The organism is Psychrobacillus sp. FJAT-21963, assembly GCF_001420585.1.
Taxonomy (GTDB): Bacteria; Bacillota; Bacilli; order Bacillales_A; family Planococcaceae; genus Psychrobacillus.
The window spans coordinates 356425-381216 of the sequence record NZ_LJIY01000002.1 but is presented as its reverse complement, the minus strand read 5'-3'; the positions used below and the strand labels follow the sequence as shown (position 1 = coordinate 381216).

At 35.7% G+C, this 24792-nt stretch carries 24 protein-coding genes and 1 riboswitch; of the genes, 12 read left to right on the top strand and 12 right to left on the bottom strand.

The features are described 5' to 3' along the window. Positions 1 to 306 precede the first annotated feature (306 nt). The 4 genes from AN959_RS07705 to AN959_RS07690 all read right to left on the bottom strand — a co-directional run bounded on the left by AN959_RS07705 (position 307) and on the right by AN959_RS07690 (position 2995). A complete protein-coding gene (locus AN959_RS07705) occupies positions 307 to 642 on the bottom strand; it encodes a hypothetical protein (RefSeq protein WP_056829636.1) in 336 nt (111 codons plus the stop codon). A gap of 400 nt (positions 643 to 1042) precedes the next feature. Further along, positions 1043 to 1618 carry a YitT family protein gene (locus AN959_RS07700; RefSeq protein WP_331457310.1) on the bottom strand — a complete coding sequence of 192 codons (576 nt, stop codon included), beginning with the start codon at positions 1616 to 1618 and terminating at the stop codon, positions 1043 to 1045. A gap of 88 nt (positions 1619 to 1706) precedes the next feature. Continuing rightward, positions 1707 to 2189 carry a PaaI family thioesterase gene (locus tag AN959_RS07695; RefSeq protein ID WP_053589706.1) on the bottom strand — a complete coding sequence of 161 codons (483 nt, stop codon included), beginning with the start codon at positions 2187 to 2189 and terminating at the stop codon, positions 1707 to 1709. Positions 2190 to 2209: 20 nt separating this feature from the next. Then, positions 2210 to 2995 (bottom strand): carbon-nitrogen family hydrolase, encoded by a 786-nt coding sequence (locus AN959_RS07690; RefSeq protein WP_056829634.1) that lies wholly within the window; start codon positions 2993 to 2995, stop codon positions 2210 to 2212. An 85-nt stretch (positions 2996 to 3080) separates the two neighbouring features. Between AN959_RS07690 and AN959_RS07685 the strand changes: the two genes are divergently transcribed. Continuing rightward, a complete protein-coding gene (locus AN959_RS07685) occupies positions 3081 to 4244 on the top strand; it encodes a pyridoxal phosphate-dependent aminotransferase (RefSeq protein WP_056829632.1) in 1164 nt (387 codons plus the stop codon). 354 nt (positions 4245 to 4598) lie between these two features. Here the strand turns inward: AN959_RS07685 and AN959_RS07680 are convergent, their stop codons facing one another. After that, positions 4599 to 5099, bottom strand: coding sequence for a PPC domain-containing DNA-binding protein (locus AN959_RS07680; RefSeq protein WP_056829630.1), 501 nt, complete (start codon positions 5097 to 5099; stop codon positions 4599 to 4601). 150 nt (positions 5100 to 5249) lie between these two features. Further along, a riboswitch (SAM riboswitch) is annotated at positions 5250 to 5360 on the top strand. Between the two features lie 93 nt (positions 5361 to 5453). Here AN959_RS07680 and AN959_RS07675 point away from each other — a divergent pair. From AN959_RS07675 to AN959_RS07650, 6 genes are read left to right on the top strand one after another with little or no spacing between them, the layout of a single operon-like run. Continuing rightward, complete coding sequence (locus AN959_RS07675; protein ID WP_056829628.1) at positions 5454 to 6281, top strand: MetQ/NlpA family ABC transporter substrate-binding protein; 828 nt, start codon at positions 5454 to 5456, stop codon at positions 6279 to 6281. Between the two features lie 59 nt (positions 6282 to 6340). Beyond that, on the top strand, positions 6341 to 7360 hold the full coding sequence (locus AN959_RS07670) for a methionine ABC transporter ATP-binding protein (protein ID WP_056829626.1): 1020 nt from the start codon (positions 6341 to 6343) through the stop codon (positions 7358 to 7360). Beyond that, complete coding sequence (locus AN959_RS07665; protein ID WP_056829624.1) at positions 7357 to 8028, top strand: methionine ABC transporter permease; 672 nt, start codon at positions 7357 to 7359, stop codon at positions 8026 to 8028. The genes AN959_RS07670 and AN959_RS07665 overlap by 4 nt, the downstream gene beginning before the upstream one ends. A 14-nt stretch (positions 8029 to 8042) precedes the next feature. Continuing rightward, positions 8043 to 8819 carry an enoyl-CoA hydratase/isomerase family protein gene (locus AN959_RS07660; protein WP_056829623.1) on the top strand — a complete coding sequence of 259 codons (777 nt, stop codon included), beginning with the start codon at positions 8043 to 8045 and terminating at the stop codon, positions 8817 to 8819. Positions 8820 to 8830: 11 nt separating this feature from the next. Further along, positions 8831 to 9973 (top strand): alpha-hydroxy-acid oxidizing protein, encoded by a 1143-nt coding sequence (locus tag AN959_RS07655; protein WP_056829621.1) that lies wholly within the window; start codon positions 8831 to 8833, stop codon positions 9971 to 9973. A gap of 28 nt (positions 9974 to 10001) precedes the next feature. Then, positions 10002 to 11195, top strand: coding sequence for a CaiB/BaiF CoA-transferase family protein (locus AN959_RS07650; RefSeq protein WP_056830292.1), 1194 nt, complete (start codon positions 10002 to 10004; stop codon positions 11193 to 11195). Between the two features lie 28 nt (positions 11196 to 11223). On the opposite strand, the gene AN959_RS07645 is transcribed toward AN959_RS07650, so the two are convergent. Beyond that, complete coding sequence (locus AN959_RS07645) at positions 11224 to 12117, bottom strand: manganese catalase family protein (protein WP_056829619.1); 894 nt, start codon at positions 12115 to 12117, stop codon at positions 11224 to 11226. Between the two features lie 16 nt (positions 12118 to 12133). Continuing rightward, the gene (locus AN959_RS07640; RefSeq protein ID WP_056829617.1) at positions 12134 to 12370 is read right to left on the bottom strand and encodes a YuzF family protein; all 237 of its coding nucleotides are present in this window, start codon (positions 12368 to 12370) and stop codon (positions 12134 to 12136) included. Between the two features lie 101 nt (positions 12371 to 12471). On the opposite strand from AN959_RS07640, the gene AN959_RS07635 reads away from it, so the two are divergent. From AN959_RS07635 to AN959_RS07620, 4 genes are all read left to right on the top strand, one after another. Next, entirely contained in the window at positions 12472 to 13038 is a 567-nt protein-coding gene (locus AN959_RS07635) for a DUF1273 domain-containing protein (protein WP_056829615.1), read from the top strand. Then, positions 13035 to 13625, top strand: coding sequence for a hypothetical protein (locus AN959_RS07630; protein ID WP_056829613.1), 591 nt, complete (start codon positions 13035 to 13037; stop codon positions 13623 to 13625). Before AN959_RS07635 ends, AN959_RS07630 begins: the two co-directional genes overlap by 4 nt. 199 nt (positions 13626 to 13824) lie before the next feature. Continuing rightward, on the top strand, positions 13825 to 14469 hold the full coding sequence (locus AN959_RS07625; RefSeq protein WP_056829611.1) for a spore coat protein: 645 nt from the start codon (positions 13825 to 13827) through the stop codon (positions 14467 to 14469). Positions 14470 to 14581: 112 nt separating this feature from the next. Beyond that, positions 14582 to 15241 (top strand): HAD family phosphatase, encoded by a 660-nt coding sequence (locus tag AN959_RS07620; protein ID WP_056829609.1) that lies wholly within the window; start codon positions 14582 to 14584, stop codon positions 15239 to 15241. 231 nt (positions 15242 to 15472) lie between these two features. On the opposite strand, the gene AN959_RS07615 is transcribed toward AN959_RS07620, so the two are convergent. After that, positions 15473 to 16288 (bottom strand): hypothetical protein, encoded by an 816-nt coding sequence (locus AN959_RS07615; RefSeq protein WP_056829607.1) that lies wholly within the window; start codon positions 16286 to 16288, stop codon positions 15473 to 15475. Positions 16289 to 16557: 269 nt separating this feature from the next. On the opposite strand from AN959_RS07615, the gene cdaS reads away from it, so the two are divergent. Next, positions 16558 to 17187, top strand: a complete 630-nt coding sequence (cdaS, locus tag AN959_RS07610) for a sporulation-specific diadenylate cyclase CdaS (RefSeq protein WP_056829606.1) — start codon at positions 16558 to 16560, stop codon at positions 17185 to 17187. Positions 17188 to 17241: 54 nt separating this feature from the next. On the opposite strand, the gene hisF is transcribed toward cdaS, so the two are convergent. The 4 genes from hisF to gltB all read right to left on the bottom strand — a co-directional run bounded on the left by hisF (position 17242) and on the right by gltB (position 24757). Then, positions 17242 to 18015 carry an imidazole glycerol phosphate synthase subunit HisF gene (gene hisF, locus AN959_RS07605; RefSeq protein ID WP_056829603.1) on the bottom strand — a complete coding sequence of 258 codons (774 nt, stop codon included), beginning with the start codon at positions 18013 to 18015 and terminating at the stop codon, positions 17242 to 17244. Between the two features lie 13 nt (positions 18016 to 18028). Further along, positions 18029 to 18628, bottom strand: a complete 600-nt coding sequence (gene hisH / locus AN959_RS07600) for an imidazole glycerol phosphate synthase subunit HisH (RefSeq protein WP_056829601.1) — start codon at positions 18626 to 18628, stop codon at positions 18029 to 18031. Between the two features lie 96 nt (positions 18629 to 18724). Next, the gene (gene gltD / locus AN959_RS07595) at positions 18725 to 20206 is read right to left on the bottom strand and encodes a glutamate synthase small subunit (RefSeq protein ID WP_056829599.1); all 1482 of its coding nucleotides are present in this window, start codon (positions 20204 to 20206) and stop codon (positions 18725 to 18727) included. An 18-nt stretch (positions 20207 to 20224) separates the two neighbouring features. After that, the gene (gene gltB / locus AN959_RS07590; protein WP_056829596.1) at positions 20225 to 24757 is read right to left on the bottom strand and encodes a glutamate synthase large subunit; all 4533 of its coding nucleotides are present in this window, start codon (positions 24755 to 24757) and stop codon (positions 20225 to 20227) included. Positions 24758 to 24792: the final 35 nt, after the last annotated feature.

Below are 24792 nucleotides of genomic sequence, written 5' to 3'. Positions count from 1 at the left end.
GGGTCTCATTCTTCGCGGTCTTGCGGCGTGGGAGGCGCACATCCTATTTTCCACTGTTGATAAAAAAATCCCTTTTAATAAGTCATTGATTATAGTATTTAAGTTCAAGAAAACCTTTTAATCGTAATCGCTGACAACTGCATTCGCGCCTCCCTAGCCGCATGACGTCAGTATGAGACAGATGGATATATCACCTAGCGCAAACAGTGGCTCAAGCTAACGTGCGGCAAGCTTCGAATGCACATAGATATGTAGTATTCCATATAACCTAAAACCTAGTTTAATTTGCTCTTATTGGACCAAAATCTACTTTATTGAAATTTTGTTTTGAATGAGTTCTCTTTTAGTCCAAATAAGAGTGAAAATGAGAAATAACTCAAATGCATTGGTCACTGCCCCACTTTCAACATTTATAGGTATCACACTTCCAATCGTCATGATAAATACACCTATAAAAAACAGCACCCACTTTGTTTTTACCCATAGAACAACACTACATAAAATTAGTATCAGTGTTACAAACAAAATCATTAATGGTGGTCCAGAAACCTCTTCTATTGTTCCGTACCTTAGAACACCAAATTCCTGTATTGGTATTAATTTGATTCCAATTGTTTCAACAATAAGCTCTAATCCAATCATACCTAGTGTATAAATAATAGTTGCAGCTTTTGCCCAAGTCTTTTGAGCCCATTTGAGCCCACTTTCCTGAAGTGTACCTACTGAAAATATAACTAAGAGCGGAGTAAAAAAAGCATGAAACCAGAACCTCGCTAAATTTAAACTTTCTAAGAAAGAACTTTCTCCAATCCATCTACCAATTGCAATGATAAAATTATCATAAACAAGTGCTATTACAATTAAATAGATAACATTAGTCCACTTATGAAGACCTTCCTTTCTGATTCCTTTTAATCCAACTACGAGAAGTATTAAATAAGCAAGTGTAAAAACAATATATAAAATTCTATCCAGTTTCCGTCACCTCCTCGTATTCTATATCCCCTTCTTTGTTCTTACTTAATCCGGTTATTCAGTCTTCTTAATATTTTTTGGCTAAAAGAGTAGTGGTAATACCAACAGAAACTACAGTGATGCAAGAATACAATAATGATACAGAATCGACTAGTAGACTCCCCATGACTACTACTAATATATCAATCGATAGAATCCCTAATCCCGGATTAATGCGTAACATTTTAGAGATCATCTGAGCAAGTAGATCTGTTCCACCAATTGTTATGTCTGATCGAAGCATTAAACCAATTCCTAGGCCAACAAAAATCCCACCACTTATCGCTCCAGCCAATTCATTCGTAATTAATTTCTGCCCTGCAATATGTAAAGGATAGAAGAAATCAATGATTACTGAAGAAAATAATAATCCATGAATACCATTATAAAAAAATGTTCGATAGTTCATCCAAGCTATTAAAAATATCGGCAAACTGACACAAATAATAGCAATCCCAACTTTTACATTAAATAAATAATGAATGATTAAACTTATGCCAATGGCTCCACCGTCCAATAGATGATAAGGAACAATAAAAAAATTGATTCCGATTGCTATTAAAATACTTCCTAAAAAAATAATAAGAGACTTTTGTAAAAACATGATCATCACCTTTCCGCATATAAAAATATATGTTTGAGGAATGAAAAAAACACAGGAAAAAAATAATCCTGTGTTCGATAATCTTATGTTATTTTGATTGGGCAAAAGTTGACGGCATTACAACTGCAATTACTTCTCCTTTAGCACAAAGTACGTCACCTGCAAATACTTCAGTTGTCACTTTCCATTTCTTCGGATGAATCTCTTCTACTGTACCTATCGCTTTAAGCAACACATTTTTCGGAGTAGGTTTTAAGAAATCGACATGCAATGAGCCTGTTACGAAACGAGGTGGTGTTTCACCGCTTCCTGGCTCATGACCATTCTTCCGATGTAAAGCAAGAGATGCTGATCCTGTCCCATGGCAATCTACTAGTGCACCAATTAATCCTCCGTACACAAATCCAGGTATTGCAATATGTTCTTCTCTTGGCTCATATACAGTTTCCGTCTGGTCCCCATTCCAGTACGTTCGTAAATGATACCCGTCTTCGTTTAATCTACCACACCCATAACACCAAGCAAAATCATCTGGATAGTCATCCTGAATAGCGCGAATATTTTCTTCCATCTCTCAAATCCCCCTTGTTTTTAAAGATACTTATATAATACTTCTCTTCTATCTTGAAATATAGGAATTCTTTTTCGAACATCTTCAATTTCATTTATATCAATATCCACTAGTTTAACCTTTTCTTCATTTTCGCCTACCCACAATAATTCTCCCCAAGGGGCTATTACCATCGAATTACCATTAAATGAATTGTTTGGATCACTTCCTACACGGTTTACAGCAACAATAAAAATTTGATTTTCAATAGCTCTTGCCTGCAACAATATTTTCCAGTGATCAATTCGTGCATCTGGCCATTGAGCTGGAATAAACATTACCTTTGCACCACTTAATGCATGAGCTCGTGTCCATTCAGGGAAGCGTAAATCATAACAAATAATTCCACCCATTTTGACACCATCTAATGTAAATAGATTCTTTTCATTACCTTCTTCCAAATAATGGTGTTCATCCATTAATTTAAATAGGTGTGCCTTGTTATATTCAGAAATTATCTCTCCATGAGAATTTGTAACGTACATTGTATTGTAAAACTGCTCCCCTTTTTTGGTAGAAACAGATCCCCCAACTATATGAATGTTTAATTCTTTGGACAATCGAGAAAATAATTTTTTCGTAGTTTCGCCTTCCAAGTCCGCGATTTCTATTAATCTCTTTAAATCATACCCTGTATTCCACATCTCTGGTAATACAACAATTTTAGCTCCTAAAGAGGCTGCTTCTCTTACTTTTTCTTCAACCTTCAAAAAATTTTCTTTTGGCGCTCCAAACGCAATATCTAATTGAACACATGCAACTTTCATTTCGCCACCACCTATAGACATAATACTAAAAAGATTATAAGATTTGTCTAATCTATGCAACTATTTAGAAAAAGAGGTATCACACATGGAATTTTCAAATCGACTAAAAAATTTACCTACTCAATTTTTTGCAACACTTGTTCAAAAAGTAGCATTAGCTGTGTCAGAAGGAAGAGATGTCATAAACTTAGGCCAGGGCAATCCAGATCAACCTACTCCTGAACATATAGTTAGAGCATTGCAAGATGCAGCAACAAATCCTTTATCACACAAATACTCCCCTTTTCGAGGAATAAATGAGTTAAAACAAGCAGCTGCAGACTTTTATAAACGCGAGTACAATGTAGAAATAGATCCATATACCGAAGTTGCAATAATGTTCGGAACGAAGATTGGTCTAGTTGAATTACCATTAGCAATGATGAACGAAAATGAACTAATGCTCTTACCAGATCCAGGTTATCCAGATTACTTATCAGGTGTGGGGCTAGCAAGTGTTCGATTTGAAACAATGCCTTTACTAGAAGAAAACAACTTTCTTCCTGATTACAGTAAATTAACAGAAATACAAAAAGAAGATGCGAAGTTAATGTACTTAAATTATCCAAACAATCCTACTGGGGCAACTGCAACAAAGGATTTTTTTGAAGAGACTGTTGCACTTGCAAAAGAAGCAGATATAGCGATTGTTCACGACTTTGCCTATGGAGGAATTGGTTTTGACGGTCAAAAACCAATCAGCTTTTTACAGGTTAAAGGTGCAAAAGATGTAGGTATAGAGATGTATACCCTTTCCAAAACTTATAATATGGCGGGTTGGAGGGTTGGCTTCGCAGTTGGAAACCCAAAAATAATTGAAGCGATCAATATTATTCAAGATCATTTATTTGTTAGTCTGTTCCCCGCAATCCAAACTGCTGCCGCTGCTGCACTCAATGAGAGCCAGGAATGTGTCGATGAACTTGTTTCTTTGTATGAAGGTAGAAGAAATGCATTAGTAAATGCTTGCTCAAGAATAGGATGGAATGTCAAAGCACCAAAAGGCTCCTTTTTTGCATGGTTACCAGTTGTAAAAGGTTACACAAGTCAAGAATTTGCAGACTTACTTTTAGAAAAAGCCGATGTAGCTGTAGCTCCTGGAGATGGTTTCGGATCCTTTGGCGAAGGCTATGTCCGTGTTGGGTTATTAGTGGATGAAGTTCGATTGGTAGAAGCTATAAATCGTATTGAAAAACTAAATCTATTTTAATACAATATCGATTTACTTTTGTAAATTGCTCAGATTGTAGAATAACTCGAATTATTATTATAAAGGATAAATTAGGTTTTCTTAAAGCTTACCGCTCGCTTTCCGCGGGCGAGCGCCGAGCCTCCTCCGCAGCTCTCGCTACGTGCGGGGTCTCATCTGTCTCGCTTTCCCGCAGGAGTCGAGCGGACGCTTTTCCAAACCAATAAATGCTACCATATTATCTTCTATTTACTTAGAAAGAATAATTTTGAGTAGTACAGACGACTTAAAATCATAATAACGAACTAGAGTTAGCAAACTTCTTTTTGTCTACAACCTACCCGACCGATTTACTTTTGTAAATCGGTTTTTTTATTACAGTTTATTTGTTGAAGTTTTATTAGAATCCACTGGATAAAATTGGTTTGCTCCTGTTTCCTCATCAAACTTACGATGAAACTCCATTCCAGTAACTTCAGCTAAAACTACATCAACCGTAATAACAGGGTTTTCTCCTTTGATAAAATGACCTCCAAAAATGTTGCCATGTTGGTCACACATGGATCCGTGAAAATGAGTTTCGTATTCCCCTTCCCTTTTACATACAACACCTGTCCCCTGTAAAAATTCTATTGGTCCCTCTTTTACTATAAGGTCGTTATATCCAACACCAATTTTAGAGTTTTTATTCGGAACAAGATAAACAAAACCACTTCGTTGAAAACTTCCAAAACAGCTTATAATTGTTGCATATTCAATACAATTTACTTTACATAATTGCTCAATTCCTTCTAGTAAATCTGTACCATAAACTAGTCTTGCACCAACAGTTTTACCTAACTGACCAGTGGCATAATTTGCTCTTATTAAAGACATAAAATTCATCATCCCTGCATATTTATTTATTGATAATAACTTTAAACTAATCCGACTGAAAATTTCAACTAGAAAAAATTTGTTGACTTTAATAAGTTGATATAGTAAATTAACTTTTATGGAATAGCTGAAAAATTAAATAGCTTTTATCTCTTATCAAGAGTAGCTGAGGGACTGGCCCGTTGAAGCTCGGCAACCATCTACATTTTTTATGTAGAAAGGTGCTAAATCCTGCAAAACATTTGTTTTGACAGATAAGAGAGGACAATCATATTTTTGTGTGCCTCTCTTTCTGTGAAAGAGAGGCTTTTTATATTTATTCAACAGTACTAATAAATTATAGGAGGAAAAGAAATGAAAAAATTTGGTTTACTTTTATCAACAGTACTTTTATCTGGAGCACTTGCAGCATGTGGGGATAGCTCTAGTGAAGGAGAAAAAACGGAAGCGTTAAATGAGAAAAAATTAGTAGTAGGGGTTACAGCAGGTCCCCATGAACAAATTGTTGAAGTTGCAAAAGAAGTAGCTGCAAAAGACGGTCTGGAAATTGAATTAAAAGTTTTCTCTGATTACATACTTCCAAACACTGCATTATCTGAAGAAGACTTAGATGCTAACAGTTATCAGCATGAGCCCTTCTTAAATACTTTTAATGAAGACCATGGAACAGATTTAGTACCTGTTGGGAAAACAATTCTAAATCCTATGGGAGTTTACTCAGACAAATTTGACTCAATCGATGATCTTCCAGACGGAGCAACTTTTGGTTTACCTAACGATCCAACTAACGGCGCTCGTGCACTATACATTTTAGAAGAACATGGACTAATCAAAATAAAAGAGGATAAAAGAGAAACTGCTTCCATCTATGATCTAGAAGAAAATCCAAAAAATTTAAAATTCATTGAGCTAGAAGCAGCACAAATTCCTAAACAGTTAAGCGAAGTTGATGCAGCAGCAATCAACACTAACTTTGCTTTAGATGCGGGTATTAATCCAAAAGAAGATTCTATTTTACTAGAGTCATCTAATTCACCTTATGTAAACTACATTGTTGTACGCGCTGAGAATAAAGACGACCCAACGATTCAAAAGTTTGTAAAAGCATATCAATCAGAAGAAGTTAAAAAATTCATCGAAGAAGAATTTCAAGGTTCTGTATTACCTAGTTGGGAAGAGTAGATAATATTCGAAAACGTTACCGACCTTGGTAACGTTTTCTTTAGAAAGGAAGACAAACAATGATTGTATTAGAAAATATATCGAAAGAATTTAACAGCAAGAATGGCATTGTAAAAGCAGTGAAAAATGTCAATATTCATGTAAAAAAAGGCGAAATTCATGGAGTAATAGGATACAGCGGGGCCGGAAAGAGTACACTCATTCGTTGCGTAAACCTGCTAGAAAAACCTACTCAAGGCAAAGTTATCATTAACGGCAAGGAAGCTACCTCCCTTCCCCTTCCTAAACTAAGAGAAGTCCGAAATAAAATCGGAATGATTTTCCAAGGATTCAACTTATTAAAAACAGCTACTGTTTACGATAATATAGCCATTCCTCTAAAACTTCTTGGATATGATCCAACAGAAGTAAAAACGAGAGTAAACAAATACTTAGAAATTGTAGGGCTGACAGATAAACATCATAACTATCCAAATCAATTATCAGGTGGTCAAAAGCAAAGAGTCGCAATTGCACGTGCTCTTGCGCAAGAACCGGAAGTGTTATTAAGTGACGAAGCAACTAGTGCGCTTGATCCTGAAACAACCGATTCTATCTTAGAACTATTATTAAAAATTAATAGAGAACTAGGAATAACAATTTTACTGATCACGCATGAAATGAATGTGATTCAAAAGATTTGTGATTATGTATATGTAATGGAAAATGGAGAAGTGGTTGAGCAGAACACTGCTATTAATCTATTCACTAAACCAAGTCATCCAACGACTAAAAAGTTTTTAAGTACAATTAGTCAGCGAAATCTCTCTCCTACATTGATCACTCAGTTAAATGTTACAGGAGCTGTTACACGTTTAACATTTGTTGGAGAAAGTACAGGTAAGCCTCTACTCGCAGAAGTTAGCCAAAAATTCAATGTTCAGCCAAATATTTTAACTGCTAATATTATTGAATTAAAAAATGGTATCGTTGGAAACATTGTCGTTCATTTAATTGGTGTGAAGGAACAAGTAACTGCTGCACTAAAATTTCTCGAAGACCACGGAGTTGGTACTGAAGATTTGGAGGGACAATCATGAGCAGATATGAACAGTTTACAGAGCAATGGTTACCGATTATCGGAAAGTCAGTGATTGAAACCTTCCAAATGGTTGGAATTTCACTGTTTTTCTCTGTCCTAATCGGAATTCCTTTAGGAATTTTAATCGTATTAACTAGACCAGGTCAGGCATTACAAAATAAAGTTTTGTATCAAATTAGTAATTTATTTATTAACATAGTACGTTCAGTTCCATTTATCATTTTACTCTTTTTTATACTTCCTTTTACGAAAATAATTGTTGGTACGACAATCGGCGTTAAAGGAGTTATAGTTCCATTAGTTATCTATACTGCTCCCTATATCGCACGTTTAATGGAGTCTGCCTTACTTGAAGTAGAGAATGGTGTAATCGAGGCCTATACAGCGATGGGAATTAAAACAAGATCGATAATTTGGCATGTACTTTTAAGAGAAGCACGCCCTTCTATCATTTTAGGATTAACTATTTCAACAGTTAGTTTAATTGGCGCAACTGCCATGGCTGGAATGGTCGGAGCTGGTGGACTTGGAGATTTAGCCTACCGTTTTGGACATTTACGTTACGAAGTTGATGTAATGTACGCTACTGTCTTTATTTTAATTATTCTCGTACAAAGTATTCAATCCATCGGCAATAGATTAGCAGCAAGATTGAAGAAAGATTAATCGGAGGTTTTCATATGACTAACTATTTGTATGTTGAACGTAACGGATCAATCGCTACTCTCATTATTAATCGGGCAGAGAAGAAAAACTCTTTTTCACTCGCTATGTTTAAACAGCTAGGTATTATTTTGGATGAGCTCGAAAGTGATTCTAAAATAAAAATATTAATTTTAAAAGGTGTGGACGAATCAGCCTTCTCTTCTGGAGCTGACATATCAGAATTCCTTGAAAATCGTTTTTCCGCACAAAAAGCAAAAGATTATAATGATGCAACTTTGGAGTCTATTGAGAAATTGTATCGTTTTCCAAAACCAACAATAGCTCTTATTAAAACATTGGCAATTGGTGGTGGGTTAGAGCTAGCTAATTCTTGTGATTTTAGATTTGCTACCTCAGGAAGTAAACTTGGTATTACCGCTTCAAATATCGGAATTATTTATAACTTAACAAGTACTAAGCGTTTAGTGAATTTAATCGGTCCTTCAAAAGCAAAAGAATTACTTTATACTGCTTCGTTAATCTCTGCTGAAGAAGGAAAAGAATTAGGTTTAATCGATTATGTATTTCCTATGGAAGAGATTGAAGAGAAATGTCTTGAGTTTGCCGAAAAAATTACCCGTAAATCTTCTGTAGCAAATAATGGCATCAAGCAAGTAATCCAATCGATTATAGACGGTGAAAATGCAGAAACGAAAGAAATTGAACAACTAATTTTAGATTCATTCAGTTCAGATGATTATAAAGAAGGAATTCAAGCATTTTTAGAGAAAAGAAAACCTAATTTTTCTTAAGAGGTGAGCTCATGTCAACTATAAAAAATAATGATTTATTACTAGATAATATTGGTTCTAATGAAAAATACCCTATTAATTTTAGTGAATTAGAACAAGCTGCACAGGAAAAATTAGATGCAGGTCCATTTGGTTACATCCGGTCATCTGCTGGCGGTGAAGAAACATATCGTAAAAATAGCAATTCATTTGAAAAGTATTCTATTGTACCAAGATTTCTTACTGATGTTTCTACTTTAAATACAGAAGTAACTATCCTTGGACATACATATCCTCATCCCCTTTTCATAGCTCCTGTAGGAGTAAATAAAATCGCACATGAGGATGGAGAAATTGCTGTTGCTAAAGCAGCGGCAAAATTTAATTATCCATATATACAAAGTACCGTATCTAGTTATTCCATCGAAGAAATTGCAGATGCAACTAAAGGCAGCTCGAAATGGTTCCAATTATATTGGTCTCAAAACAAAGAAATTTCATTTAGCATGGTTAGAAGAGCAGAAGCTGCCGGATATGAAGCAATTGTGTTAACGGTAGATACAGTTATGCTTGGCTGGCGTGAAGAAGATGTTAGAAATCAGTTCTCCCCACTTAAACGTGGTTTTGGTCAAGGAAATTATACTTCTGACCCTATTTTTATGGCTGCCCTTTCAGATCATTCGATGGATGCCATTATTGATAGTATGATAGAGAACATCTATCATCCTACTTTAAATTGGAACAATATCGAAGAATTAAGAGAGTATACTTCATTGCCGATTTTGCTAAAAGGTATTCTCCATCCAGAAGACGCAAAGCTAGCAATTGAAAAAGGGATAGATGGAATAATTGTTTCAAATCATGGTGGTCGTCAGTTAGATGGGGTTATCGCAAGTATCGATGCCCTTCCAGAAATAGTAGAAGTCGTAAAAGGGCAAATCCCTGTGCTATTTGATAGTGGCGTAAGACGAGGTTCAGATGCTGTAAAAGCACTAGCACTAGGTGCAACTGCAGTTTGCATCGGACGTCCTTTTGTTTGGGGGCTTGCTAGTGGTGGGCAAGCTGGTGTGGAAAGGGTTCTTGAAAATTTCCTTCAAGAAACAAATGTGTCTATTTCTTTGAGTGGAGCACGTAATTTAGAGGAGCTTCGCAAATTAAAAATTGTTAGAAGCTAATGGCAGATTTAAAGGTGGGAAGTTGGAAATGGAACAAGCTTTAAAAGGAATGAAAGTAATTGATTTATCACAAGTTCTTGCTGGTCCCTATTGCACAATGGTGCTAGGAGATATGGGTGCTGATGTTATTAAAGTGGAAAAGTTTCCTAAGGGCGATGATACCCGAACAATGGGTCCATATATTAACGAAGAAAGTTATATGTATATGATGGTAAACAGAAATAAACGTGGGATATGTCTTAATTTGAAGACAGAAGAAGGCTTGAAAATATTATATAAACTTATAAAAGATGCAGATGTCTTCATCGAGAATTATCGTCCAGGTGTTACGAAGAAACTTGGTATTGATTATGATTCGTTAAAATCAATTAATCCTGCTATTATATATTGTTCTATATCTGGTTATGGCCAAACTGGACCTTACAAGAATAAAGGTGGCTTTGATATTATGGCTCAAGGTCTCTCCGGTTTGATCGATATGACAGGTGAACGCACTGGAAAGCCTGTGAAGGTAGGTATTGCAATCCATGATATCGCTGCAGCTCAAACAGCAATTCAATCTATTTTAGCTGCATATATTCATCGATTGAAATCAGGAAATGGTCAGTATATTGACGTTTCGTTAGTAGATTCCGGACTTGCTTGGACTGTTTGGGAAGCTGCTGCATACTTTGGAAAAGGCGAGGTGCCAAGAAGGAATGGTACTGCACACCGAGTTTCTGCACCCTATCAAGGTTACAAAACGAAAGATGGATTTATTTTAATCGGTGCAGCTAATCAAAAGCTTTGGGAAAAATTTTGCTTATTAGTAGTAAATAAACAAGAGTGGATATCGGATGAACGATTTTTAACAAATAGTATACGTTCACTTCATGTCGATGAATTAGAAGTTGAAATTGAAAATATTTTAAAAGAACACGAATCATCCTATTGGCTGAATCTGTTAGATGAGCACGGTATTCCTTCAGGGCCAATTTATTCATATGACCAAACTCTTTCGGATGAACACATACTTTCTAGAGAAATGATTTTAGATTATGAACATCCTGTAGCTGGTCCGATGAAGACACTTGGATTCCCTGCAAAATTCTCAGAAACACCTGGACAATTCAAGAGCCCTGCTCCCCTATTGGGACAGCATAATAGTGAAGTGTTGAATGAGCTAGGATTTTCAGTAGAAGAAATTAGTGACCTTTTAAGTAAACAAGTAATTAATAAATAGGACCGAGTTCACAATCGGTCCTTTCTTTTTACATATTAGCCATTAATCTTTTAGCAATTGCTGCATATTCATCAGGTCCTATGCCAGGTGCGAATTCTTCAGGTTTTGACTCTAAATCAGGAATATCATATCCTTTTGGACTACCTTCTTTTACAAAGAGCTGATCCCCACTTGCTGGATTAGTCCCTTTCCAAATATATTTTATATCTTTATAGTCGCCTACATTATTCCATGTGAATAATACGTTTCCGTATCCACGTTCCTCATACTTTCTTGCTTGATCAAAAACGCGATTATCTAAACTTGGAATAGGAAGCATCGTTGTCACATCTGTTCCTGTTGCCATTTCTATCGCTTTTGCATACGCAAGAATATGTGTACCTCCACGAACAAGTAAATAACCAATTAATTCTCTAGCAGCAGGGTGGTCTGTCATCTCATATACACGCATTTTATGTGTACGAGCGCCACATTCTAAGAAAAAGTTATGAAGCAAGTCTAGTACCAAGTTTCCACTTGAAAACACATAGTCTCCTCTCCATGGATTACCCATTGAATCTCCAGCTAAAGAAGTCTGTGCATTTGCAATGAAGGCATAGGTGTTCCGTTTATCTGTAGCATTTTGAAGCGGAGTTATATCTGGGTCTCCGGCAAAAGAAGTTCCTTTATGCAAAAGATTAATTGTATTGGAGACAAGCTCTACATGACCAAATTCCTCTGCTGTGATACTGGCAACCAAATCATAAAAAGGCTTTAATTTTGATTTCCCTCTGAAGTTAAAGGATTGGTACATATAATTATTTAATGTGGACATTTCACCAAATTTTCCACCTAACAGCTCTTGTACAGCCGAAGCTGCATTTGCATCACCATATTCTACGTTGGGAAGTTCTATTAGGAGCTTGTTTACCCGATTAAACATTTAGTCTCTCCTTCCCTCATAGCGCTTGTGTAACCCAAACAATTTGCTGGTTTCGTATAAAAAAAGGAGTGCCGCTAACATCTAATACAATGTGATCCGGAGTTAACATTGTTAATATTCCTTGAAGTGTACTTCTAGTAGTTTGAACTGCAATATGTTGTCCATTCAATCTCATAAGTTGTTGGTAAAGATAAGATTCAACATTACTGACAAACTCAACATTTGGCTGTGAATTTGGATTAACTTTAACCATCCTTTCTATACAATCACACTAGTGTATGAGATGAATATTTATATGGTGACAATTAAGTGGTATGATAAAATGTAGATGTAAAACAAAGTAGGTCGAAAAGAATGACAAAACGTTTAGTTATAACTGGTTATAAAGCACATGAATTGGGTATTTTTAACGATTCACATGCAGGAATACCTATTATAAAAAGAGCAATATACAATCAATTGCTTTTACTAATGGATGAGGGTCTTGAATGGATAATATTAAGTGGTCAACAAGGGGTTGAAACTTGGGCTGCCGAATTATTACTAGAGATGAAAGTCGATTTTCCACATTTAAAATTAGCTATTATAACCCCTTTTCTAGAGCAAGAAAAAAATTGGAATGAGCAAAAACAAGAAAAGTATAGAAATTTGCTTTTTCAAGCGGATTATCATACAAGTATTACTAAAAGACCTTACGAGGCTCCATGGCAATTCATCGAAAAAAATAAATTTCTACTTAGAAATTCGGATGGAATTCTTATTGTGTACGACGAAGAAAACGAAGGTTCACCCAGATATTTTAAAAAACTTGCACAACAATTTGCAGAAAAAGAAAACTACTCTTTATTCATTATTGATGCATATGACCTTCAAGTGATAGCAGAAGAAATCGCAGAGGAAGAAAGGAATAATTATTTATGATAACCGAAAAATTGTCCAAAAAAATCAACGAAGCAAATGGCGTGGAAATTAATTTATTGATAGAAGAAAAAGATTATGCTGAAAGACATCAATTACTTTCTGCCGAACAAAAAGTAGTAATAACTGAAAAAAATGAACAGTTTTCTGATGCTATAATTGAACGATTCGTTAAAGAAACAGATGAAACGGTTTCTAAAGGTACTAAGGAATTTTTTCAATCTCCACTTTCCCATGTCAAAGAAAACCAAACTGAATATGTATATGTAGAATCTAAAAGCTTTGATATTATTAATGTAGATGCTATTGCATTAGAATTCGACGAAGTATTCGAAGTATACACAGCAATGTTTGGATTAGCATTACAAAAGAAATTTGGTGGGTCAATACGAGATTACTTAAATCAACATTTTGATTCCGAAAAGATGAACTATAGCTTAATGTTTTCTGGTGAAGATGGATTATGGGAAGTAAACTTACCACTAAATTATATGGCAGGATTTAACGAAGACACTACAATTGAACAAACTTATCAATTTTTGTATTCCTTTATCTTCTCATTAGTAGAAGCAGTAGAAAATAATAAATAATACTTTACAATCATGAATTCAACTATTCATGATTGTTTTATTTTTTCCGTTTGTTTCTGGTGCCTGGCACTTGTAATGGATTTGTAACATAGATTTTCTTGAATGTTTTAATTTCCCCTGTTTTATGCATATGAACGAATAATGTGGTCAAACTAATGAGGATGGTTTCATCACATTTTCTACAAGGAGGAATTATTGAATGACTCAAAATCCATTTGGTCAAGGTCAAGGTCAAGCTCAAGGTCAAACTCATCAAAATATGCAAACCGGAAATATCTCTCAACAAATGAATCATGGTGGTCATGAAGTATTTGATGTTCATGAAGTTTTATCAACTGTTTTATCTGGTTTAAACTTGAAAACAATTTTACGTCCACATGTAAAAGACCAAGAATTGTTGAACATCTTGGATCGTCAATATGCATTTGCACTTGATGAATATAATATTACGGTTGAATGCTTTAAAACTGGACAAGACCCGTCACATCCAACAACAAGCTATAAAATGCAACAAGGCAATGACTTTGTATATGGAACGAAGCCTTCTCAACCGAAAAAGCCTATGCAAAATGCAAATGAAATTAATGACGAAATGATTTCTGGTTATTTACTGGGAGCTGCAAAAGCTGCTGCAACAATTAAAACTGGTGCTGCTTTAGAAACTACAAACCCAGTAGTGCGTCGAGTTCTTGCAGATTCAATTCCAAACTGCATCGAAATGGCTTATGAGCTTTCTATTTATCAAAACAAGCATCACTACTACCAAGTACCACAACTTGATCAACAAAGCATGCAAGCAATGTTAAACGCATATGCTCCTGTACAAGGAAAAATGATGAGTTAATTCCCTCTCTCGTCCCTTCTGTGGGGACGAGTTTTTAAATACATTGTTTCTATTCCGAAATAACGTATAATTTACCTAAAGTATATTATTACAAATGAAAAGGGTGAATTATATGCGTGTCGCAATTTTTGACTTTGACGGAACATTATATGCCGAAGAAACATTTAAATTGTTAATGAATCATTTAAAAGAACACCCCATTTATAAAACAAATTATAAACGCTTTTATAGATCAATCGTCCCTCCTTATATTGCGAATAAACTTAAACTTTATCCTACTTCAAAAATGAAAGCACGTTCCATGCAATTGTATTTAGAAGCTTTCAGCGGAATATCTACTGCTGAAATGGATGCTTATTTTGAAGAATTAAAAGATAAAATGCAAAAAGATTTTAATCAAGATGTGGTAGAAAGATTAGAAAAGCATCAATCGGAAGATGTACATATTTTACTTGTCTCGGGAGCATATACACAGTTTTTACAACGCGTTACTGCTGGGATGACCTTTAACCAAATTATAGGTACAGACATACATTACAAAGAGGACAAAATAGACATCCATTCCCCAATTACGCACGTAAATGGACCTCGCAAAACAGAAAATATCTTGAAAATTTTAAAGGATAAACAAATAGATTGGGAAAATAGTTTCGCATACGGGGACAGCTACTCAGACTTACCGGTGTTAGAGCTCGTAGGAAACCCCGTTGCGGTAAAACCAGAAGAAAAGCTGAGAAATATAGCAAAAGAACGAGGCTGGGAAATATTATAGAAAGTTAACAAAAAAAGAACTATCTTTCGTTCCACTTTAGGCATTTGGTATAAAAAACTATGGAGAATCCCACTTTTTATCGTATATTTAGCGGAGAAAAATTCCGATTGCCTCAGATAATTACATTAAATGGCGACCAACTCAATTATAGAGAAGGTCGCCTATTAAAATGCAATTTACTTTTTTCTACTTTCTTCTCCAAAAATAATGAAAAATGCATTAAATTAGTGATTAGTTAAACTTAGTTAATTCTTGTTCAATGGCATTAATACAATCTTTACACCACGACTTTATAATGTCACTATTATCAATCGTACCAAATGGCATCTCATTTTCTATAAATTGGGGTTGAGACTTAATATTTCCACCATTTAAAGTAATCATTAGGTTGAAAATGTCATTTAAAAAATAGTGTAGATATGCCATATATACTACTAAGAAGTATCTAAAGTAGTAAACGTTCTTTTCATATTTTAAATATTCCAGGTCATTAATGATATTATCAAAATTTAAATCAAAAATTTGAAAGATTATTTCGGTATCATGCTTAAATACCATGCAATTACTCCCTCCATGAACTAAACCATTTCTATAGTTTGCTATATCTTTAAACCACAAACTACTTTTGAGTAAAGGATAATCTTCTAATTGGTGCTCTTCTATTTTTTTATTGAGAATCTCAAATATCTCCCATAAATTTTTTCTAGGCTTAGGTGGGATCTCGAAATACAATTTAATGGATTCGATAATGTGGTCAATCACTGTTCGATATTTAACAAAAAACAATTCAATATCTAATGATGTATATCGAAAATCTGTTTGATTAATTTTACCTTCTTGCATTCTTCCAACTAAAATATAGATTTTAGCTAATTCTTGTCTAACGGCTTTTAAATGGTCATCTATAATTTCATTATTATTAATAGCAATAAACTTGTACATAGCTTCATGTATTACTTGGATTTCTCCGTTTCCCTTTTCAAATAATTCTTCCAGATATTGAACTAAAGTCAAATCATCTTTTAGCTGCACCATTTCTTTTTCCATGTATTTTACTCCCCAATAAAGACTAGTCTTTATAAAATTCATTATAAATTATTGCATTCAAATCGACTGTACTCTTAGAGTTTACCCAATCTATCATAACTTAGTACTTCTTCCCCTTTATTGAGATTATATAGACATTGTGACTCGCAAGCATATGGATAGAATGTTATCGGGATATAAAAGAATGAACTTATTCTTTTAGGGTAAACTATTTACCATACAATCTAATTATCAAAACAATCATCATTTGTTGAAATGAGGTTTAATAAATGAAACAATCCAATTGTGACTTTTCACCTCTAAAAGAACAATTAAAAATAGAGTTGGAAACTATCTCGGTTGAAATCAATAAAGGTTTAACTACATTAGATAATGACAACTTTTGCCTTTTAGGAGGGCTCGCTACTATTAAAGGACAATTTGAAAAGGCAGAAGCAGTTGCCGCTTCTTTTTATTTAAATTGTTATTTATCTCCATTCACTGATATGTATTTAGATATTTCTAGTGCTATTCAACATCTATCACACCAAAGACATGGTGCATTAATTGTAATTGAGCGTAATGATATACTTAATCCATTTTTAAGACCAGGTACTCCCATCGGCGCAAAACTAACACACTCCTTATTAGAATCTATTTTTTACCCTGGTAATCCACTTCATGATGGGGCGGTCTTAGTAAGAAGCAATCAAATACATTCTGCATCAAATGTTCTTCCTTTGTCGAGTATATTTGTAGGAGACAAGAAACTAGGTACACGTCATCGTGCGGCAATTGGTTTATCTGAAAAAAGTGATGCACTCGTAATAGTTGTTTCGGAAGAGACAGGAAGAGTATCTTTTGCAATTGACGGGGAGCTACATCCTGTCGTGACAAATAGCTCGTTAATAGTTAATTAGTCTATTGGATAAAATTAAAGGAATCGCTAATTTCTATGGCGATTCCTTTTGTATTTATAAACGAACATTAATATTTTTGTTTTGTAAATAGGCCTTAATTTCAGAAATTGTATAATCACCATAATGAATCATTGAAGCAACAAGTGCAGCATCTGCTTGGCCAGCTGAAAATACCTCTTCAATATGTTCCAACTTTCCAGCACCGCCAGACGCAATTATTGGTACATTTGTCTTTTCTGAGAGTAATTTAATTAGCTCTACATCATAGCCATTTTTCATCCCATCTTTGTGGATGCTTGTACAAATAATCTCTCCAGCACCCAGTTCTGTCGCTTGCTGAGCCCATTCGACAACATCCATCCCTGTTTTTTCATGACCAGAGTGTGTATAAACTTCCCAACGGATTATTTCTTCTTGATCATTATATATTGGCATCGCATCTAGCCCTAATACTACACATTGTTTTCCATATATATCTGCTGCTTCCCTTAAAAGCTCAGGTCTTTGTACTGCTGCAGAGTTCACTCCAACTTTATCTGCTCCTGCTCGAAGCAAGTTTTTGAAGTCATCAACTGTTCGGACACCGCCGATTACTGAAAATGGAATGTACACCTGTTCTGCTACTTTACGAATCCATTCAATTTTTAAGTCTTGGTTTTTTAGTGAAGCCGTCGTGTCCAAATAAATTAATTCATCTGCACCATCTTCCGTATACTTCTTCCCAAGTTCTGCAGGATCACCGATAATAGTAGGATTTCTAAATTGTACATACTTAACTGCTTTGTCATTTAATACATCGATTGCAGGAACTATTCTTTTTCTTAGCATATATATGAACTCCTCACTTACAGTAATTATCTAATAATTGGATCCCGAATTTCCCACTTTTTTCAGGGTGGAACTGAACACCCATTACTTGCTCATTTCCTATTACACTTGCAAAATCTATCCCATATTTAGTTGTTCCTAGTACATCCTTTTCTTCTAATGGATTTGCAAAGAAAGAATGTACAAAATAAAAATCAGTATTATCTGGGATGTTGTTGAATAAGAAATGTTGCTGAACATCTTTCACTTGATTCCAACCCATATGTGGAATCTTTTCGGCATCCACTTTAAATTCCGGTACTGTCCCTTTTAAGAGACCTAAACAAGGAACGTCCCCTTCCTCACTTGATTCTAAAAGTAGTTGCATACCAAGACAAATTCCTAACAATGGAGTTCCTTTTGCGACTTCACTCTTTAAATAATCACTTAAACCCGATTCATTTAATATTTCCATAGCAACTTTTGCATTACCCACTCCAGGTAATATCAACTTTGTAATCGATTCATCATGATCGGATGGTTTCGTAATTAGCTTTGTATCATATTCTAAACGAGCAATTGCTTTCATCACACTATGTAAATTTCCTGCTCCGTAATCAATAATGCCAATCATTCTCATGCCTCCACTTTTAGTATGCTATTATTATGCCATCTATCTATTAAAATTAAAACAAAAACTTTAGTACACTAGCAGACTAAAACCAGTCATTTATAAAATGACTGGTTTTTTACTTACATATTCATTTACTTTTTTCGCTACTTCTCGCCCTTCTTTAATTGCCCAGACGATTAAACTTTGCCCTTTTCTAGCATCACCTGCAGTGAAAACTCCCTCAATATTAGTGGAGTAATCCTTCGTAGAAGCAGCAATTTTTTTATTTACAATATTTACTCCAAATTGTTCCGCTAATGAAGTTTCAGGTCCTTCAAATCCAATAGCAACAAATACGTATTGTGCTGGCCAGACTTTTTCTGTTCCAGGTAGCTCTTTAAAATAGAAAAATCCATCTTCTCCTAATACTTTTTCCATTTGTATAGTGTGAAGTTCTTTTAAATTTCCGTTTCTATCAGCTACCATTTTTGTAGTCTGTATTAAATATTCACGTGGATCTTTCCCATATTTTGCAGCTGCTTCTTCATATGCATATTCTAATTTATATATATTCGGATCAGTTGGCCATTGATTATCTTCAGCTCTTGATACTGGCAACTGAGGATGCTTACCAAACTGAACGATACTTCGGCATTTTTGTCGTATCGCAGTAGCCACACAATCTGCTCCAGTATCTCCACCACCAATAACAATAACGTCTTTACCTTTTGTATTAATAAACTGATCATCTGTAAAATTGGAATCTAGTAAGCTTTTTGTTGTAGTTGTTAAATAATCCATCGCATAATAAACACCTTGGGAAGTGCTACCTTCCATATGAAGCTCTCTATGCTTATGAGCTCCAATACATAAAATAACTGCGTCGAAGTTTGCTTTTAATTGTTCCGCAGAAATATCCTTCCCAACTTCTGTATTCAAAACAAAATCGATTCCCTCTTGTTGTAGCAAATGAATTCGGCGTTGCACTATCTCTTTTTCCAGTTTCATATTCGGAATACCATACATTAATAGTCCGCCTGCTCTGTCTGACCTCTCAAAAACAGTAACAGAATGACCTGCTTGATTTAACTCATCAGCACTTGCAAGCCCAGCTGGACCTGAGCCAATTACTGCAATCTTTTTTCCAGTACGTTTAGACGGAATTCTTGGTGTAATCCATCCGTTTTCGAATGCCTTGTCAATAATGGTACGCTCGATATTTTTAATCGACACTGCTGGATCTGAAATAGCAAGTGTACATGATCCCTCGCATGGGGCTGGACATACTCTACCTGTGAACTCCGGAAAATTATTTGTCATTTGTAATCTCACTAGAGCTTCTTTCCATTTTCCTTTATAAACTAAATCATTCCACTCAGGAATTAGATTATATATCGGACAGCCTGCTGTCGCTCCTCTTATTTCAATTCCCATGTGACAGAAAGGGGTTCCACAATCCATGCATCTAGCCCCTTGTCTTTGAAGGGATTCATCCGTTAATTTTGTTGAGTATTCGCTCCAATTTTTTACCCGTTTGAGAGGGGCCACCTCTTTACCTTTTTCACGTTCGTACTCCATAAATCCTGTAGGTTTACCCATAAGTTACTCCCCTCTCCACTACTTTTTCAATAGTTCTAGTTCTTTCTTATCTTTGTTATTTGAAGTAGATAAAAATGCTTTCATCGCTGCTGCATCATCCGTTAAACCTTCCAATCTAAATGCTTGGATTTTTTCTAGCATTATTTTGTAATCATTTGGCACTACTTTTACAAATCGATCAGACATTTCTTCCCATCTGTCTAAAATGTTCATCGCTTTCGAACTCTTTGTGTAATAGTAGTGATCCATAATCATTTGGCGTAAAGAATGCAACTCATCTGAAGAACTTATCTTCTCAAAGTCAATCATTTCCATATTACATTTTTCTCTTAACCCGTTCACATCATCAACAAGTACATACGCAATACCACCGGACATTCCTGCCCCAAAGTTTTTTCCTACATCCCCTAAAATGACTGCACGACCACCAGTCATGTATTCACATCCATGATCCCCTATACCTTCTACTACAACATCTACCCCACTATTTCGAACTGCAAAGCGCTCTCCAGCACGTCCATTGATAAATGCAGTTCCACTAGTTGCTCCATATAATGCAACATTACCTGCTATAACATTTCCTTCTGCAGCTCCTTTAAGTGGTGCCGTGACAATTAGTTTTCCTCCAGATAATCCTTTCCCAAAGTAATCATTAACATCACCTGTTACGTACATGGACATCCCCTTCGGAACAAACGCACCAAAGCTTTGGCCAGCTGCCCCAGTAAAGCGTAAAATAATGGAATCGTCAGCTAATCCTCTTTCTCCATGCTGCTTAGATATTTCGCTTCCGATTATAGTTCCTACTACTCGATCTGTATTCGAAATAGGATATTGTAAATCAATTTTTGTTTGATTCGTAATTGCCTTCCCAACTTTAGGAAGTAGTTCACGTAAATCAAACGAAGCATCAATCTTATGATTTTGTGGAGTTGAGTATGTTCTATTTCCTTGAACCTGGAATAACAAGTTAGCAAAATCTAGCTGTTTTGCTTTCCAATGTTCTTTGGCACGTTTACTCACTTCTAATACATCCGTACGTCCAACCATTTCTTCCACTGTTCTAAATCCTAGATTTGCCATATATTCGCGCATTTCTTCAGCAACAAAACGCATGTAATTTACTACATAATCTGCACTTCCTGTAAACTTATCACGTAGCTCTGGATTTTGAGTGGCAATACCAACCGGACATGTGTCTAAATGACAAGCACGCATCATAACACACCCTAAAACAATTAAAGGAGCGGTCGCAAATCCAAATTCTTCTGCACCTAATAAAGCAGCCATTACTACATCTTTTCCTGTCATGAGCTTACCGTCCGTCTCTAACCTCACTCGATCACGTAAGCCGTTTAACATGAGTGTTTGATGTGCTTCTGCTAGTCCTAGCTCCCACGGAAGGCCAGTATGTTTTATACTCGTTTTAGGTGATGCTCCTGTCCCTCCATCGTAACCGCTGATCACAATGACATCTGCTGCACCCTTTGCTACTCCTGCTGCAATTGTCCCTACTCCAGCTTTCGCTACTAGTTTGACGCTTATACGAGCTGTACGATTAGCATTTTTCAAATCATGTATTAATTGAGCCATATCCTCAATGGAATAAATATCGTGATGTGGTGGGGGGGATATTAAACCAACACCAGTCGTAGAGCCACGAACATCCGCTACCCAAGGGTAAACTTTATTACCTGGTAATTGTCCGCCTTCCCCTGGTTTTGCTCCTTGTGCCATTTTAATTTGTAGTTCGTCTGCCTGAACAAGATAATGACTCTTCACTCCAAATCTTCCGGATGCAATTTGTTTGATAGCGCTTCTTCGGTTATCCCCATTTGCATCAAGTTCATAACGACTAGGATGTTCACCACCCTCTCCACTATTACTTTTTCCACCTAATCGATTCATTGCTATCGCAAGAGTTTCATGAGCTTCTTGGCTTAAAGAACCAAACGACATAGCGCCAGTTTTAAATCGTTTTACGATGGAGTCTACGGATTCAACTTCATCAAGTCGTACCCGCTTGTTTTTTGGTTTAAATGTAAATGAATTACGTAAAAAGCCTATTCGTTCTTCATTTGCCATTTCCGCATATTGTCTGTATAAACCATAGTCTCCTTTACGAGTAGCCCATTGTAGCGTATGAATTGTTTTAGGATTAAAAGCATGGTGCTCTCCTGTGCTTCTCCACTGGAAATCACTTCCTGATTCTAGGGAATCTTGTGTAGAGTCAATCGCTTGATTATGACGTCTTTTTGCTTCTTCGGCGATTGTCCCCAAATCAATTCCATCCAATTGAGAAACTGTACCAGTAAAGTGACGTTCTATAACATCTTTGCTAATGCCAACAGCTTCGAAAATTTGCGCTCCACGGTAACTTTGCACTGTAGAGATACCCATTTTTGACATTACCTTTACTACACCCTCTGCAATTCCTTTACTATATTTAGAAATCGCTTCCTTATAACTACTATCTATATGACCATTCTGAATTGCTTCACCAAGGGTTGCAAAAGCTAAATAAGGATTAATGGCATCTACACCGTATCCTATAAGCGCTGCAAAATGATGTACTTCACGCGCTTCCCCTGATTCAACTATGATACTCACTTTTGTTCTATTTCCTGTACGAACTAAGTGCTGATGAAGACTACTAGCAGCAAGTAATACAGGGATAGTGACTTGTTCTTTATTGATCATTCGGTCAGATAAAATTAAAATGGTTTTATCTTGTTCCATAAAACGGTCCGCCATTTTAGAAATATTCTCTAAGTCAAAGTCTAAATTTTCTGTCATTTCTAAACCGATTAAACCATATTGGAAATTAGGATCTTTCATTTCTAGTAAATTTTTTAATTGATTGTTCGTTAAAACTGGATTATCTAAAAATATTCTTTTAGCATTTAAGGCTTTTGGTTGTAGCAAATCACCTTCAGCACCAAGCAATGTCATCGTCGAAGTAACTATATGCTCACGAATAGAATCAATGGGAGGATTCGTAACTTGTGCAAAGTGCTGCTTAAAATAGTTGAACAATGATTGTGGACGTTCTGATAAAACTGCAAGTGGTGTATCGTTCCCCATCGAACCAATCGGATCTTTGCCATCTAAGGAAATTGGAACAATATACTTTTGAATATCTTCATACGTATAGCCAAATGCTTTTTGTTGGAATAAAAGATTATTTAATTGCTCAGGCTCCTCATGAACGGTTGTCAGAGTAAGTTTGTTCTCATCTAACCACTGCTTATACGGAAATGCTATTGCCATTTCCTGCTTAATTTCTTCATCAGATATAATGCGTCCTTGTTCTAAATCGATCAGCAACATTCTTCCAGGACTCAGTCGCTCTTTATATAAGATATTACCCTCATCAACATCCACAACTCCAACTTCTGAAGAGAAAATGATGTAGTCATCCTTCGTTACGTAATAACGAGCTGGTCGTAATCCATTTCGATCTAAAATTGCTCCTATTTGCTTCCCATTTGTAAATGAAATTGCGGTTGGACCATCCCAAGGCTCCATTAAAGAACTGTGGTAAGCATAAAATGCTTTTTTCTCTTCACTAATGTGAGGATTTTCTGTCCATGGTTCCGGTATGAGCATCATAGCAGTATGAGCAGGCGTTCTTCCTGCTAGTACGAAAAATTCAAATGCATTGTCAAGCATTGATGAATCACTACCGTTTGTATCAATGATCGGCAATACTTTTTCCAAATCTTTCCCAAACGCGTCAGAAACAAATTGTTTCTCCCTAGCTTTCATCCAGTTTACATTACCGCGTAAAGTATTTATTTCACCGTTATGGACAATGTAGCGATTAGGATGCGCTCTTTCCCAACTTGGGAACGTATTTGTACTATATCGTGAATGCACAAGTGAAAAAGCCGATGTGAATAATTCATCTTGCAAATCAATATAAAATAAATCTACTTCATCAGGAGTTAATAACCCTTTGTATACGATAGTTTGGCTTGATAAGCTTGCACAATAAAATTTCTTTGATTGTTGTTGTGCCCAATGCTCTACTTGTTTTCTTATTACAAACAATTTTCGTTCAAAAGCAAGAGAATCCATTTCGTTCAACGATTTTATAAAGACTTGACGAACTACTGGTACTGTCTCTTTTGCTGTTTTACTTAACGCATTGGCGTTAATCGGAACTGTTCTCCATCCAATTAGTTGCTGTCCTTCTAATTGGATTGTCTCGTTAAATTTTTTTTCGATTTCTTCACGTTCTTTGTCATCATCTGTAAAGAATAACATTCCAACCCCATAACCGCCTTTGGCTGGTAAATCCCATTCATTACACACTACTCGAAAGTACACATCTGGTATTTGAACCATTAAGCCTGCGCCATCTCCCGTTTGACCATCACTTCCTCTTCCAGCACGATGATCGAGGCGACATAGCATCTCTAATCCTTTTTTAACGATGTCATGCGTAGCTAAACCTTTTATATGTGCATATAAACCAATCCCACAAGCGTCGTGCTCAAATTCAGGTTGATATAGCCCTTGTGCTTTTGGTAGCTTATGAAAAGTCATATTAAATCCCTCCAATTTACCTTACAAGTTACTTA